This window comes from Ruegeria sp. C11, assembly GCF_056537725.1.
Window position 1 is genome coordinate 81311 of the sequence record NZ_JBQFSB010000001.1, and the last position, 15292, is coordinate 96602.

Consider the following 15292-nt stretch of genomic DNA (forward strand, 5'->3'; position numbering starts at 1 on the left):
CATAATTTCTGACCTGTATAGTAATTTCCCTATATTCCGTAACGATTTCGCCTTTTGAATGTAGAAATTGTTACGTGTTTCATATAGGGCTGCAAAAGGATATCGAAAGTTTCGAAGATGGATTGGGACAAGCTCAGAATATTTCACGCGGTAGCCGACGCGGGCAGCCTGACTCATGCCGGAGACAAGCTGAATCTATCCCAATCTGCGGTCAGCCGACAAATTCGCGCCCTCGAAGAATCACTGAATGCCACCCTGTTTCATCGCCACGCACGCGGTCTGATCCTGACTGAACAGGGTGAGCTGTTGTTCGATGCAACATCGGCAATGTCGAAACGGCTCGACTCGGCCGCCGCCCGGATCCGTGACAGCGAAGAAGAGGTTTTTGGAGTTCTGCGCGTAACAACGACATTCGGGTTCGGCACCTTGTGGCTGGCCCCCCGACTTCCGAAACTCTATGAGAAGTACCCCGAGCTGAACATCGATCTGATGCTCGAAGAGCGCGTTCTGGACCTGCCCATGCGCGAGGCTGACGTCGCCATCAGGATGAAAGAGCCAAGCCAGGCTGATCTGGTGCGAAAACGCCTTATGACCGTGCAGATGCTGCTGTATGCAACCCGCAGCTATCTGGACGAGCACGGCGGTCCGCCAAAAACGCTGGAGGAAATGACCGCACATCGCCTGATTTGCCAGAACCCCTCGGCCCCACAGGTCGGGGCGAGCGCGACGATGGTCAAACATCTGATGACATATAACCCCGGTTCGCTACTTACGGTGAACAACTACTTTGGCGTCCTTCAGGGAGTTCTGCACAATCTGGGTATCGGCGTCCTGCCCGACTATGTGACCGAGGATTTCCCGGACCTTGTTCCGGTGCTGTCGGATATCGAAAGCGCTGATGTGCCGGTCTATCTCGCTTATCCCGAAGAATTAAGGCACTCCAAGCGGGTCGCGGCCTTTCGGGATTTCGTTCAGGACGAGATCATAGCGCACCGTAAGCACCTGAGGCAGATGGGAAAACTCTAGCTATGCACACCGAACATAACGGAGTTGCTGCGATTGCAGCCTGATAATCCTTGAACGAACACGAAACGCCCCCTAAATGAGCTCTCGAAGGCGGTGATGCTGAAACGCTCATCATCTTCATACCTCCCTGTTGGACTACGGCCGAGCTTAGTGCTCGGCCTTTTTTTTGCTTACGACACCCAATAACGCGATCAGCCCTCCCAAATTCTCTAGGAATTTCGACGCATTAGCGTATGATATGGGAAACAAACAAAATTCCGCGTTCGAGGGCAAATTCAATGTTCCATCCATTCCGGCTATTGTTAACGCTGGCTTCCGTATTCTTCTTGGCGCTTCCCACTTTTGCTCAAGTGCCCGGGACATCGGGCAGTGCAAACACATCATCATCAGTGGCCGTCCCTGAGGACCTGACGCCAGAACAGGTCGACGATCTTGTCGCCCGCATGTCGGATGATCAGGTTCGTTCCCTGTTGCTTGAACGTCTTGACGCGGTTGCTGCACAGCAGACAGAAGCGGCCAAGTCCAAGAAGGGCGTCGTCAAGACAATCGCCGATACGGGTAGCGCCATGGCGGCTTCGTGGGTGGATGTAGTCCGAAAGCTGCCGACTCTTGTCAGCAAACAATACGAGGCATTTTCAACCTTTGCCTCGACATTTGGCCCAAGCGGGTTGACCACGTTGTTCGGCTATACATTCCTGGCGCTCGCCATCGGTTTCGCTGCGGAAAAGGCGGTGGGCCTTTGGACCCGCCGCTGGGTCAAGGTTGTGGACGGCGACGCCTCGACCGATTTGCGCGGTGCCGTGACGTTTTTGGTCAAGCGCTTTCTCTGCGAGTTTCTGGGCCTTCTCGTGTTTTATTACACTCTGGTCTTTGTCGGGCGGCAGTTGCTGGACGAACAGCAGATCGCGCAAGCGGCCCCGTTTGTGTTCTATCTGATCTGGATTCCACGTCTTGGTGCGGCCATTTCGCGTTTTATTATCGCCCCCAACCAATCCGCATTGCGGCTGGTAAATATCAGCGACCACTGGGCAAAATACTTGCACCGAAACCTGATCGGCCTGTTCCTGTTGATTGGCTTCACGATGTTCATCATCACGTTCAACGCTCTTAACGGCGTTCAGATGAGTGAAACGCGGCTGGGTTTCTGGCTTAACACTTCGATTCATATCTATATCGCGCTCATCGCCTGGACAGCCCGCGAAGGGCTGAGTGATATGATGCGCGGCACGGACCCCGATCGGACCGAGTTTGATGAGCGTGCAGCCTTTTTCTACCCCTATTTCGCGATCGGCGTGTCAGCAGTCATGTGGCTGGTCGTGGAATACCTGGCAGCAACGAACGTTCCGCAACTGGCCGCAGCCGCTGCCGAAGGGGCCCACTTTGTGACGATGTTCTGGCTGCTGATCGCTCCGGCATTGGATACAGCAATCCGCGGCCTGGTTCGCCATTTGCAACCGCCAATGATCGGCGGTGGTCCAATTGCCGAACGCGCATACAAATCAACCAAGCGCAGCTATATCCGGATCGGTCGGGTACTTGCGGGTATTTTCGTTGTCCTGATGATCGCAAATGCATGGGATCTGGATTTACAGGAAATTGCGGGTGCTGGCTCAGATGCTGGTGGCAAGGTCATACAGTTCTTTATCATCGCGGCGATCGGATACATCCTTAACGAAGTTGTTTCGCTCTGGATCAACCGTCGGCTTGCGAAAGAACAAACTGAAGCCGAGCAAAGCCCGGACGAAGAAGCCGGTGAAGGCGGTGGGTCTGGCGGCTCACGCCTGGCAACAGTTCTGCCTTTGCTTCGTGTCACAGCACAGGTGGCCATCGCCGTGATCTTCAGCCTTCTGGCACTTGGGGCCTTGGGGCTTGATATCACGCCACTGCTGGCTGGTGCAGGTATCCTGGGTCTGGCCATCGGTTTTGGTGCGCAAAAACTGGTTTCGGACATCGTGGGGGGTATCTTTTTCCTTGTCGATGACGCCTTCCGCGTTGGCGAATATGTCGATGTTGGAGGCACCACCGGAACCGTCGAAAAGATCTCGATCCGTTCGATGCAATTGCGTCACCATCGTGGCCCGGTTCACACCATTCCGTATGGCGAAATTCAAAAACTGACCAACTATAGTCGTGACTGGGTCATCATGAAGCTCAAGTTCACGGTGCCCTTCGACACTGATCCCAACAAGGTCAAGAAAATCTTTAAAAAGATCGGTGCCGAGATGATGGCGGACGAAGTTCACAAGGATGGCTTTCTGCAACCGTTCAAGTCGCAGGGCGTTTTCGATTTCGACGACGTCGGCATGATCATCCGCGGAAAGTTCATGGCCAAGCCAGGTAAGCAGTTCACCCTGCGCAAGGAAATCTTCAACAGGGTCAAAGCTGCGTTCAAGGAAAACGGGATCGACTTTGCACGTCGTGAGGTGCGGGTCGCGATCCCTGGTCTGGACGAGTCTGAAAACCTGACCGAGGAACAAAAAACGGCGATTGCAGGTGCGGCAAGCGATGCCGCCGCCCAGCAGGCGCAACAGCAACAGGAACAGGGAAAAAAATAGAGGCGCAGAAATGATAAAGACTGGCCACCGAAAGGGTTGAGATGCTTCGACATGTGTCGCAAATCACCCTGTTCTGCCTGGCCAGTCTTTTTGCCACTCAGGCCGCATCGCAAAGCTCAAGGGGTGTTGTCGATACTCATACTGGTGGATTGGGCAATACCGGCAAAGAAAACACTATCGGTTTTCGGCGCGGATCGTTTGTTCTGGCCCCTATTCCCTTTTCCAACCCCACAATCGGCTCGGGTCTGATCCTTGGCGCCGGGTACCTGTTCAACCTTGATGAGGGTTCGAAACCGTCCGTTATCGGCGTTGCGGCCCTGAAGTCAGACAATGGCAGCAGGGTCGGCGGCGCATCTGTCAATATCAACTTCAATGACAACCGATGGCTTATCAAAGCGCTGTATGCCGAAGCGGACGTTCATTACGATCTGTACACTGACGTCGGCATCTTGCCGATCCGACAGGATGGTGTTCTAGGCAGGTTCAGCCTTGCCTATGGTGTCACGTCCGATCTCTCGTTTGGGGCATCATTCCGCTATCTGGACACGACTGTTTCTCCAGGATTCGCCAATCTTCCGCCTATCCCCCCACCTTTTGATCAATTTCTGAACACAAGAATTGGCAATGTCGGGCTGTTGTCAGACTGGGACACCAGAGACGACACGATTTACCCAACCAAGGGGCAAAGCCTGCACGTCGAGGCATTCCAGGGTTTTGCGCTTCAGGGGTTGGTGGACGATTATTCCAAAGCTTACGCGAATTACACGCATTACTTCAGCCCTGCTTCAAAAACCGTAATCGCTGCCCGTTTTTCGGTTTGCGGATCCTCATCGCAAACTCCGTTCTTTGACCAGTGCAGCCTTGGGACGGTCGATGCTTTCCGCGGCTTTTCGGCGACCCAGTATCTGGACTTTTATTCTACCTCTGTGCAGGTCGAAGCCCGGCAGCGTTTAACAAAACGGCTTGGCGTTGTTGTATTCGGCGGCTCCGGATTGACTGGCCCAAGTTTCGGCGAACTGGGCGACGGCGGCACCCACAGCGCGGTTGGCCTTGGTGCGCGGTATCGTGTGTCCAAGAAGTTCCCACTGGATTTCTCAGTGGATGTCAGCCGCAATGATGAGCAGGAAAACAACCTGTATATCTACGTCGGACAACGGTTCTAGGACCGCTGCGCGTTCTTGACACTTCCCCCCGGCGCGCCATTGCCCTAAAAGGCGCGCAATATCGGCCAGCTTGGGGACAGGACAGACGATGCAAGAGCCCGCAATAACACCGGATCTGATTGCTGCGCACGGGTTGAAACCCGAAGAATACGACATGATCCTAGACATAATCGGGCGCGAGCCGACATTTACCGAGCTTGGTATTTTCTCGGCCATGTGGAACGAGCATTGTTCGTACAAGTCGTCGAAGAAGTGGCTGCGCACCCTGCCCACGTCCGGTCCGCAGGTCATCTGCGGCCCTGGTGAAAACGCAGGCGTCGTGGATATCGGTGACGGTCAGGCCGTCGTGTTCAAGATGGAAAGCCACAACCACCCTTCGTATATCGAACCCTATCAGGGTGCGGCGACCGGCGTGGGTGGTATCCTGCGCGATGTCTTTACCATGGGTGCGCGCCCGATTGCCTCGATGAACGCACTGTCGTTTGGCGAACCGGGCCACCACAAGACCCGCCAGCTGGTAAACGGCGTGGTTGAAGGTATCGGTGGTTATGGCAACTGCTTTGGCGTGCCCTGTGTCGGCGGTGAAGTTCGCTTTCACCCTGCATACAATGGTAACTGCCTCGTGAATGCCTTTGCTGCCGGTCTCGCCGACAGCGACAAGATCTTCTATTCCGCTGCCTCAGGTGTTGGCATGCCTGTCGTCTATCTGGGCGCCAAAACCGGTCGTGACGGTGTGGGCGGCGCAACCATGGCCTCGGCCGAATTTGACGACACCATTGAGGAAAAGCGTCCCACCGTTCAGGTTGGCGACCCCTTCACAGAAAAGCGCCTGATGGAGGCGACGCTTGAGCTGATGAAAACCGGCGCCGTAATCTCGATTCAGGACATGGGCGCCGCTGGCCTTACCTGTTCGGCGGTTGAAATGGGCGACAAGGGTGGCCTTGGCGTTCGTCTGGATCTGGAAAACGTACCTCAGCGCGAAGAGGACATGACAGCCTATGAAATGATGCTGTCGGAATCCCAGGAACGCATGCTGATGGTTCTCAAGCCCGAGCTCGAGGCCGAGGCACGCGCCGTGTTCGAGAAATGGGATCTGGATTTCGCGATTGTCGGCGAAACCATCGCCGAAGACCGCTTCCTGATCATGCACAACGGCGAAGTAAAAGCAGACCTCGTCCTGTCCAAACTGTCGTCGACGGCCCCTGAATATGACCGCCCGTGGGAAGCTACTCCGCCTGCAGAAGAGCTGTCTGAGGTTCCCCAGATCGACCCCATCGACGGTCTGCGCGCCCTGCTCTCCTCGCCCAACTATGCGGGCAAGCAATGGGTCTATGAACAATATGACACGATGGTCATGGCCGACAGCGCCCGCACACCCGGTTTGGGCGCGGGCATGGTCCGTGTCCACGGCACAGACAAGGTGCTGGCCTTTACTTCGGACGTTACACCTCGCTATGTCCGGGCCAATCCCGAAGAAGGCGGCAAACAAGCGGTGGCCGAGGCCTATCGTAACCTGACCGCTGTCGGGGCCAAACCGCTGGCCACCACAGACAACCTGAACTTCGGAAACCCCGAAAAGCCCGAGATCATGGGTCAGTTCGTTGGCGCAATCAAAGGGATCGGCGCTGCAGTGGCCACTCTGGACATGCCAATCGTGTCCGGCAACGTCTCGCTTTATAACGAGACCGACGGTCAGGCCATCCTGCCCACCCCGACCATTGGCGCGGTCGGCCTGTTGGCCCATACGGACGAGATCATCGGCAACGAAGTCCGCGAGGGGCATGTTGCACTGGTCATCGGTGAAACCAATGGTCATCTCGGGCAATCCGCCCTGTTGGCCGAGGTTTTCAACCGCGAAGACGGTGATGCGCCTCATGTTGATCTGGAGGCGGAAAAACGCAACGGCGACTTCATCCGCTCCAACCGCGAAATGATCAAGGCCTGCACCGATCTGGGCGACGGTGGGCTGGCCCTTGCCGCGTTCGAGCTTGCCGAGGCGGCAGGTGTTGGCATCAATCTCGACGGCGCTTCGACCGATTTCCTGTTTGGCGAGGATCAGGCACGCTATCTGGTCGCCTGCAACTTCGATCAGGCCGAGGCACTGATGATCGCCGCCAGTCAGGCCGGTGTTCCCCTGACTTCAGTTGGTCGTTTCACCGGCGACACCGTGAAAATCGGCGGTTCCGAGGCGCCCCTGTCCGAGTTGACCGAGACCTTCCGCAGCAGCTTTGCAGCGGCTGTGGCCTGATCGCGGCCCCTTCTTCTCGTTCCAAATACGGAATTTCCTGCGCTTGTCCGCAAGCGCAGGTTTTACCGGATCGGACCATCCGCCACACCTTGCGCGGCCCTGCGCATCGCTCTACATCTTGATAAAGACCTTCAGGAGTTACCTACATGCCGATGAGCGCCTATGAAATCGAACACCTGCTGCGCGAAGCCTTTCCTGACGCGGAAATTCAGGTGGGTGGCAACGATGGCGTTCACATGTCTGCAATGGTGGTGGACGAGAGCTTTCGCGGGAAAAATCGCGTTCAGCAGCAGCGTGCCGTCTATGCCGCGCTGAAAGGCAAGATGGATGGCCCCGATGGCGAACTTCACGCACTGGCATTGACCACAAAAGTGCCTGAATGAGGTTTGCCGCTTGGGCATACACCGGTTTCGCTCCGTTGACATGTGTCGGAAACGCGCTGGCTATCCGTTCATCAATTGGCAATTCTCGGCCTCGAATTTGGCGCGGAACCATACCTAATCAAAACGCCATCGCTGTCTCGACAAACTACGTAGCCAGAGTTAGCGACCGAACTTCGGCTTTTTTCGTGCCGGGCGATCCACACCAATACTCCAAAGCAATGGTGCCAGGAAAATGAACAACGGCCTCATCTGGATTGGCGGAATAGCGGGATTGATAGTTGCCGCTGCGCTGATCGAGGCCTATGTGAAGCGAAACAGAAAGCGCAATCTTGCGGACATGCGCCCCGATCCGGATGACATTAGCAAGATTGCGGGCATCGACAGACACGGGCTTGATCCGGTGACCTTGGCACAAGCCGAACACCGCAGGCTAGAAGAAGAAGGATGGGTTCCGGGCTCATCTGAAAATGGAACATCCGCCGCAGAGAATGGCGAAAAGGAAGAGCAAAATGACCGACGTTAAGACCCAGATCGACGAGACCGTCAAAGCCAATGACGTGGTGCTGTACATGAAAGGCACCAAGGAGATGCCGCAATGTGGATTCTCCTCGCGCGTGGCCGGTGTACTGAACTACATGGGAGTCGATTATACAGACGTTAACGTTCTTGCCGACGAAGAGGTGCGTCAGGGCATCAAGGACTATTCTGACTGGCCGACCGTACCGCAACTGTTTGTCAAAGGCGAATTTGTCGGCGGGTGCGACATCATCACCGAGATGACTCTGTCGGGCGAGTTGGACACTCTGTTTGACGAAAACGGCGTTGGTTACAACAAGGAAGCCGCCGACAAAATCCGCGAAGCGAACGCCTGATCAGCCGTTACCGGCTGACACAATCCTTCAGAATAACCTGCTCGCTGGCGGCATCCCCTGTCGCCAGATAGCTGACGGTTGCGTTCCAGCCCTTAGAGCGCAAGATATATTTTCCACTCGAGCCGATGGACTCATAGCGGATACCAGACCCGCTCGCCTCCTGACGCATGGGCACAAGTGAATTATCCACCAGCATTGCTGCCGCTCCGGACCCGTCAGATGAGTTGAAATATGTCACCGGCAGAGGAATGTTGTTTTCGCAGGTGAATGTCACTGACAGAATGTCGATTTCCGCCATTGCCGCCGACGCTGGAGCCATCACCAACACGCCGCAGACAAAACTACGCAAAACCCTCATTTCCCTGACTTCTCCTCAACAACCGAAGCCAGAGCCTCTGCCCGCGCGGCAAGTTCCGCCAGCGTGTCTGTCACCGAAGGCGGAACCACGGCGACTTCTACTCGCTCAGGTTCCGGTGGCGGCGCATTACGAAGACGGTTCAGTTCCGCCTCCATATCTGCCAGCTTTGCCTCAACCGACTTGACCCGATCGTCCGCCGCAGCGGATTTATCGGCAAGCATCAACCCCGCCATCAACAACATGCGCGCTTCGGGCATGCGTCCGATCTGATCCGACAGAACCTGAGCCTCATCATCCAGCAATTTGGCTGCGGCATGCAGATAGCTTTCTTCGCCTTCCTGACATGAGACTTCGAATCCACGACCGCCGATATGAATGGTAACTTCGGGCATCACTCAACCTCCCCTTCCGTCAGGTTGGCACGGGCAAGCAACGGCTCCAGCCGCGCCAGAACGGCATGCGCTTCTGCCGCGTCGGTCGCGCGCGCCGCGCGGGTAGCCTCCAGTTCCGCAGCGGTGGCCCGGTTCAGTAAACTTGCATCGGACAATCCGTCGGCGGCTGCCGCACGCAGTTCTTCGACTGAAGTGCGCAATTGTTCGTTGGCCTTGCGCAAACGCTGCAAATCCCCATCCAGTCGGGACATGGCCGTTCCATGGCTGGCCCGTTCCGCGCGCAGCATTTCCAGCTCTGCGCTCAATTCTTCAATACGTTCACTGTCTGCAAGTTCCGTTGTCAGCCGGTTGTTTTCAGCACGCAGCCGATCCAGTTCTTCGGTGTTCCCCGCCCGTTGCCGCAATGTTTCCAGTTCGGCTTTCAAAGGTTCGACATCCTCAACCGCATCCAGTTGATCGCGCAGCGCTTCGATTTCGGCCTTTAGTGCGGACGCCTCATTTTGGTCTTCCAGCGCCGTCTTGGCGGCTGCCAATTCCGCTCGCGCGGCTTCGACCGTTGCTAATTTTGACGACGCTTCGGCAAGTTGCGACCGCAAATCTTCCGCTACACTGGCGTCAACCGAACTTGCGCGAAGCTCTTCGATCTCGGATCGCAAGGCTGCGCTGTCCCCGTTAGTCGTGTTCTCTTGGCGCAACGTGTCGATTTCCGCTTCATGACGCTCTTTTAGCGCCCTCAGCCTTTCTTCTAGTTGCGCGTTGGCAAGCTTTTCCTCGTCCAAGGCTTCGCGCAATGTCGAATCTTCACCACCAGAAGCCGGGGATTTTTCACTTAGTACATCTACGCCGACGCTGATCCGCTCCATCGCGGCAGTAATCCGGCGCTGCAATTCCTCGATCTGACTCATGCCCCTGTCACCTGTTTACCAAGGTTCATTCTGTTGCGCAGCCGCCCCGAATCGGAATTGGCTGCGATCAGCATTAGTTTAGCGGAATGCTGCGGGAAATACCCCCCTCTTTGCTTTCAACCACTTGGCCACAACTCTTGAAGCACACATGACCTGTCACGCCGGGTTCCACTTGCACTTTGGAGGGTGGATGGTATTGAGCGCGCAATCTGCCTGTAATCCAAAGGAATAACGCCCGTGGACCTGACTGCGCTGCGCAATGCCAACCCTGAACACTGGGACAAGGCTGCGGCTATCCGCACCCTGACCCTTGATGCTGTCGCCGCCGCCAATTCCGGCCATTCCGGTATGCCGATGGGCATGGCCGATGTTGCGACCGTGTTGTTTGAAAAACACCTGAAATTCGACGCCTCGGCCCCGAACTGGCCGGACCGCGACCGGTTCATCCTGTCTGCGGGTCATGGCTCGATGCTGGTATACTCGCTGCTGTATCTGACCGGCCACGCGGATGTGACACTGGAAGAGATCAAGAACTTCCGCCAACTGGGTGCAAAAACCGCGGGCCACCCCGAAAACTTTCTGATCGACGGGATCGAAACCACCACTGGCCCACTGGGTCAGGGTATTTCGAACGCCGTTGGTTTTGCCATGGCCGAGGAAATCCAGCGCGCCCATTACGGCAAAAAAGTCGTCGATCACTACACCTACGTGATCGCGGGCGACGGCTGTCTGATGGAAGGCGTCAGCCAAGAGGCGATTACGCTTGCAGGTCGCCACGAACTGAGCAAGCTGATCGTGTTCTGGGACAACAACAACATCACCATCGACGGCACCGTTGATATCGCCGACCGCACCGATCAGGTGCGCCGCTTTGCTGCCTCGGGCTGGCATGTGATCGAGATTGACGGACATGATCCCAAGGCTATCGACGCCGCCATCGTTCAGGCAAAAAAGTCGAACAAGCCGACCATGATCGCCTGTGAAAGCCACATTGCCCTGGGCCACGCCGCTCAGGACACCTCGAAAGGCCATGGCGCGCTGACCGATCAGGGGCAGTTGAAAGATGCAAAGGACGGCTATGGCTGGCCGCATGACGCATTTGAAGTTCCGACCAATGTCAAAAACGCATGGGAAGCCATTGGTTCCCGCGGTGCGGCAGAGCGCGCCGCGTGGGAAGAGCGTTTCGCGCAATTGTCCGAGCGCAAGCAGGCCGAGTTCAACCGCGCCTATGCGTTTGAAGCGCCCAAAAAGCTGGCCGGTGCCATTCGCGCATTCAAAAAGCAGATGTCGGAAGATCAGCCAAAGCTGGCCACCCGCGCGTCGTCCGAAAAGGTTCTGAACGTCGTGAACCCGATCATGACCGAGACCGTTGGCGGTTCGGCTGACCTGACCGGGTCGAACAACACAAAATCCGCCGATATGGGGGTGTTCCTGCCGGAAAACCGCAAAGGTCGCTACATCCACTACGGGATTCGCGAGCACGGCATGGCTGCCGCAATGAATGGTATGGCGCTGCATGGCGGCATCCGCCCCTATGGCGGGACCTTCATGGCCTTCACCGACTATGCCCGTCCGTCCATGCGCCTGGCGGCCCTGATGAAGGTGCCTTCGGTGTTCGTCATGACCCACGACTCGATCGGGCTGGGCGAAGACGGCCCGACCCACCAACCGGTCGAGCATCTGGCCATCTCGCGCGCGACGCCAAACACCTATGTGTTCCGCCCTGCAGATTCCGTTGAGACCGCGGAATCGTGGGAACTGGCGCTGACATTCAAGGACAGCCCCTCGGTCCTGTCGCTGACCCGTCAGGGCGTGCCGACCGTACGGACCCAGCACAAGACCAAAAACCTGACTGCTCAGGGCGCATATGTTCTGGCCGAGGCCGAAGGTAAACGTCAGGCCATCCTGATCGCCACCGGTTCCGAGGTCTCGCTGGCGATGGAAGCCAAAGCCATGCTTGAGGCCGAAGGCATCGGCACCCGAGTTGTGTCCATGCCTTGCATGGAACTGTTCGCCGAGCAGGACGAAGCCTATCGCAAGCGCGTCCTGCCCGCAGGTGCAGTTCGCGTTGGTATCGAAGCTGCAGTTCGCGCCGGCGGTTGGGACCGTTGGCTGCTGGGCGAGCGTGGCCGGGAAGCCAAAGCAGGCTTTATCGGCATGTCCAGCTTTGGCGCATCAGCCCCGGCAAATGAGCTGTACAAGCATTTCGGCATCACCGCTGAAGCGACCGTTGCCAAAGTCAAGGAACTGCTCGGTTAATATCGGCTTTACGGAATCAAAAAGCCCCGGCATCGCCGGGGCTTTTTTTGTCATACGAATATTATGACCGATTGCATTCCATCAACGACAAGATCTCCATGGGTATTCCAAACCCGCATGACCTGAGAACTGTATCCGTTGTGACCTGCGGTCAGTTCATGTTCCAGCATCCACCAGCCGTCCCGTGTGTGAATATCTTCGGACAACACGTTGAAAATCCAATTCATTGACGAGTTCACGCCGGGCTTCTTCAGAGTTGGATAAATTGCCGGGGGCGGCAGATCGGCTATGGAAATCAACCCTTCAAGTGTACCGTGCATCCTCTTGTCCCGGTGGCGCGCCCAAAGACGAACGTAACCCCGCTCAGCACCTTCGAAAGGACGCGCGCCTTCGATCAGCCTGACGTCGAAGTTGTCCAGAAAGGCGACAGGTGGCCGGGGCAATCCGGGCGGGAAATAATGTTCAGTCTGCTCCGGGTCCCCAGCCGGTTTTGGCGGGCAAGAGAAGGCCACGTGACTGTCTTGCGGCGCCCCAAAGGAAAAAGTCCCAACTGCTGCAGCATTCCCATCGATCTCGGCCCGTGCGCTTATGATCGTGACATTGCGACCCTGCCGCAGAATTTCTGATTTGATCGTGGGGGACGTGCCGATTGGCGCAGTAAAGTTGATCAATGCTGATCGTAGTGGTGGCAAGTCGTCCACCTGCGCGCGCGCAGCAGAAAGCAACAAAGCTGATGAAAACCCGCCATAGGTTGTCCGGCCCTGCATCCAGTTCGCAGGAACAGGATAGCCCAAGCCGTCTTCACGAGCCTCCACTGCATCCAGTACATCGGACAAATTTGGTTCTGACATGATCATCCCGTCACTTACTTCGCAGGCGATCATATCCTGCCGCTCAGCGCGAACTACTGCGACCCCACGTCACGAATGATTTTTGCCTCAGTGCTCTTTTTTCGTCCCTGCCAGACTGTTCCAAACAGGCGCGATGACATTGATCACGAGCGGTATCAAAATTAGCCCCAGTGCAAGGCCGAATATCCCGTCCATCGTCGCTTTGGCAATCCACTCAACAACGCCGGTCCACTGTTCGGACACGGCATGCCCGGCGGCGTAAGCCCAGTCGTGAATGTGGTGGCCCAGCCAGCCAAAGCCCAATACTTCCAACCCATGAACGATGATCGATCCGCCAACCCAAAGCATCGCTGCCGTACCGACCACGGACAGCAACTTCAGCAGATATGGCATTCCTTTGACCAGCCCGCGTCCCAGCGATTGCGTAATGCCGAGTTTTCCGTTCTTGGCCAGAAACAAACCCACATCATCCATTTTCACGATAATTCCGACTGATCCGTAAACGGCGACTGTGACCCCGATCCCAACAACGGCCAGCGTTGCCGCCTGCATCCAGACATTGGGCGCTTCGATGGCCGCCAGGGCAATCGTCATAATCTCGGCCGAAAGAATGAAATCGGTTTTGATCGCCCCCCTTACCTTTTGCTCTTCCAGATGGCCCGGATCGCGGATGGTCATGTCCTCTTCGATCACATGACTGCCGTGGGGAAACAGAACGTGAAAGATCTTCTCGGCCCCCTCGAAACACAGATACGCTCCGCCGATCATCAGTAGCGGGGTGATCAGCCACGGCGCAAAGTTCGCTAGCAGCATCGCGACGGGCAAAAGCAGAACAAGCTTGTTGAAAAACGAACCGCGCGCGATGCGCCAGATAATCGGCAACTCCCGCGCTGGGGCGAACCCCTGAACGTATTTCGGCGTGACGGCTGCGTCGTCAATGATCACACCAGCGGTCTTTGCCCCGGCTTTGCCAGCTGCCGCTGCCACATCATCAATCGAGGATGCCGCAACCTTTGCGATGCCCGCCACATCATCCAACAAAGCCAGAAGACCACTCATCCGCGTTCCTTTTTGCTCATCCTGCCGCAACAGGAACCTAAACGATCCGACGCTTAGCGCAAGCGTTAGCGCAATCGTCGAAAGTTTGCGCTACCATATTCATTTTAGGACGATTTTCCCCTTTCTGAGCCATCAGGCCGGGTCTATACGGCCTGCAAGTTTCACGTCTTTCGGAGTCGCATAATGACCATCAAGGTTGGCATCAACGGATTTGGCCGTATCGGCCGCTGCACCCTGTCCCACATCGCAGCCTCGGGGCGCGACGATATCGAAGTGATCAAGGTTAACGCCACTGGTCCTCTGGATACTGCTGCCCACCTGATCAAATACGACAGTGTTCATGGCCGTTTCCCGGGTGAGGTGACCATCGGCGACGGAACCATGAACCTAGGTCGTGGCGACATGCAGATGTTCTCGACTTACGACATGGGCGAACTGGATTGGGACGGCTGTGATGTCGTTCTGGAATGCACCGGCAAGTTCAATGATGGTGAAAAGGCCAAGGCCCACCTGGATCGTGGCGCAAAGAAAGTTCTGCTGTCTGCTCCGGGCAAGAACGTGGACAAGACGATTGTCTTCGGCGTGAACGACGATCAGCTTGAAGCAGGCGACAGGATGATCTCGAACGGTTCCTGCACCACCAACTGCCTTGCGCCTTTGGCCAAAGTTCTGGACGACGCGTTTGGAATCGAACATGGCATCATGACCACGATCCATGCCTATACCGGCGACCAGCCAACTCTGGACCGCCGCCACAAGGATCTGTACCGCGCCCGCGCTGCAGCGATGTCGATGATTCCCACAAGCACCGGTGCCGCCAAAGCACTGGGAGAAGTGCTGCCGCGCCTCAAGGGCCGCCTCGACGGATCTGCGATCCGGGTCCCTACCCCGAATGTTTCGGCCGTTGACCTGACCTTCCGCGCGGGCCGTGACGTCAGCGCCGATGAAGTAAATGCAGCTGTGAAAAACGCAGCCGAAGGAAAGATGAAGGGTGTTCTGGGGTACGAGCCCGCACCCCTGGTGTCGACCGATTTCAACCACACCAACGAAAGCTCGATCTTTGCGCCAGATCAGACCCGCGTCGTCGAGGACCGCATGGTGCGGGTTCTCGCCTGGTATGACAACGAATGGGGTTTCTCCGTCCGCATGGCAGACGTTGCGGTCGCCATGGGAAAACTAGGCTGAATTCTGCCTAACCTCTTGAGAGGCAAAGCCCGCTCA

At 56.6% G+C, this 15292-nt stretch carries 14 protein-coding genes; 9 read left to right on the forward strand and 5 right to left on the reverse strand.

Annotation, left to right across the window (positions count from 1 at the left end):
- Window positions 1-117: 117 nt before the first annotated feature.
- The 7 genes from ACR0NA_RS00430 to grxD all read left to right on the forward strand — a co-directional run bounded on the left by ACR0NA_RS00430 (window position 118) and on the right by grxD (window position 8247).
- A complete protein-coding gene (locus tag ACR0NA_RS00430; protein ID WP_480725113.1) occupies window positions 118-1026 on the forward strand; it encodes a LysR family transcriptional regulator in 909 nt (302 codons plus the stop codon).
- A 389-nt stretch (window positions 1027-1415) separates the two neighbouring features.
- On the forward strand, window positions 1416-3581 hold the full coding sequence (locus ACR0NA_RS00435; RefSeq protein WP_480725115.1) for a mechanosensitive ion channel domain-containing protein: 2166 nt from the start codon (window positions 1416-1418) through the stop codon (window positions 3579-3581).
- Window positions 3582-3622: 41 nt separating this feature from the next.
- Window positions 3623-4744 carry a BamA/TamA family outer membrane protein gene (locus tag ACR0NA_RS00440; RefSeq protein WP_480725118.1) on the forward strand — a complete coding sequence of 374 codons (1122 nt, stop codon included), beginning with the start codon at window positions 3623-3625 and terminating at the stop codon, window positions 4742-4744.
- An 88-nt stretch (window positions 4745-4832) separates the two neighbouring features.
- Window positions 4833-6992 carry a phosphoribosylformylglycinamidine synthase subunit PurL gene (purL, locus tag ACR0NA_RS00445; RefSeq protein ID WP_480449712.1) on the forward strand — a complete coding sequence of 720 codons (2160 nt, stop codon included), beginning with the start codon at window positions 4833-4835 and terminating at the stop codon, window positions 6990-6992.
- Window positions 6993-7138: 146 nt separating this feature from the next.
- Window positions 7139-7375, forward strand: coding sequence for a BolA/IbaG family iron-sulfur metabolism protein (locus ACR0NA_RS00450; protein WP_170652384.1), 237 nt, complete (start codon window positions 7139-7141; stop codon window positions 7373-7375).
- A gap of 232 nt (window positions 7376-7607) precedes the next feature.
- Window positions 7608-7898: a hypothetical protein gene (locus tag ACR0NA_RS00455; RefSeq protein ID WP_480449713.1), complete on the forward strand. Its 291-nt coding sequence runs from the start codon at window positions 7608-7610 to the stop codon at window positions 7896-7898.
- Window positions 7885-8247, forward strand: coding sequence for a Grx4 family monothiol glutaredoxin (gene grxD, locus ACR0NA_RS00460; RefSeq protein WP_480725122.1), 363 nt, complete (start codon window positions 7885-7887; stop codon window positions 8245-8247). The genes ACR0NA_RS00455 and grxD overlap by 14 nt, the downstream gene beginning before the upstream one ends.
- Window positions 8248-8254: 7 nt before the next feature.
- Here the strand turns inward: grxD and ACR0NA_RS00465 are convergent, their stop codons facing one another.
- The 3 genes from ACR0NA_RS00465 to ACR0NA_RS00475 are packed head-to-tail and all read right to left on the reverse strand — an operon-like array spanning window position 8255 to window position 9902.
- Window positions 8255-8605: an MliC family protein gene (locus ACR0NA_RS00465; RefSeq protein WP_480725125.1), complete on the reverse strand. Its 351-nt coding sequence runs from the start codon at window positions 8603-8605 to the stop codon at window positions 8255-8257.
- Complete coding sequence (locus ACR0NA_RS00470; RefSeq protein WP_480449715.1) at window positions 8602-8997, reverse strand: cell division protein ZapA; 396 nt, start codon at window positions 8995-8997, stop codon at window positions 8602-8604. The genes ACR0NA_RS00465 and ACR0NA_RS00470 overlap by 4 nt, the downstream gene beginning before the upstream one ends.
- Window positions 8997-9902, reverse strand: a complete 906-nt coding sequence (locus ACR0NA_RS00475; RefSeq protein WP_480725129.1) for a hypothetical protein — start codon at window positions 9900-9902, stop codon at window positions 8997-8999. The genes ACR0NA_RS00470 and ACR0NA_RS00475 overlap by 1 nt, the downstream gene beginning before the upstream one ends.
- A 237-nt stretch (window positions 9903-10139) precedes the next feature.
- Between ACR0NA_RS00475 and tkt the strand changes: the two genes are divergently transcribed.
- Complete coding sequence (tkt, locus tag ACR0NA_RS00480) at window positions 10140-12161, forward strand: transketolase (protein WP_480725132.1); 2022 nt, start codon at window positions 10140-10142, stop codon at window positions 12159-12161.
- Between the two features lie 50 nt (window positions 12162-12211).
- Here tkt and ACR0NA_RS00485 read toward each other — a convergent pair whose 3' ends face one another.
- Window positions 12212-13012 carry a thioesterase family protein gene (locus ACR0NA_RS00485; RefSeq protein WP_480725137.1) on the reverse strand — a complete coding sequence of 267 codons (801 nt, stop codon included), beginning with the start codon at window positions 13010-13012 and terminating at the stop codon, window positions 12212-12214.
- An 87-nt stretch (window positions 13013-13099) separates the two neighbouring features.
- Window positions 13100-14071 carry a DUF808 domain-containing protein gene (locus ACR0NA_RS00490; RefSeq protein ID WP_480449719.1) on the reverse strand — a complete coding sequence of 324 codons (972 nt, stop codon included), beginning with the start codon at window positions 14069-14071 and terminating at the stop codon, window positions 13100-13102.
- Window positions 14072-14254: 183 nt separating this feature from the next.
- On the opposite strand from ACR0NA_RS00490, the gene gap reads away from it, so the two are divergent.
- Entirely contained in the window at window positions 14255-15256 is a 1002-nt protein-coding gene (gene gap, locus ACR0NA_RS00495; RefSeq protein ID WP_480725140.1) for a type I glyceraldehyde-3-phosphate dehydrogenase, read from the forward strand.
- The last annotated feature ends 36 nt before the right edge of the window (window positions 15257-15292 follow it).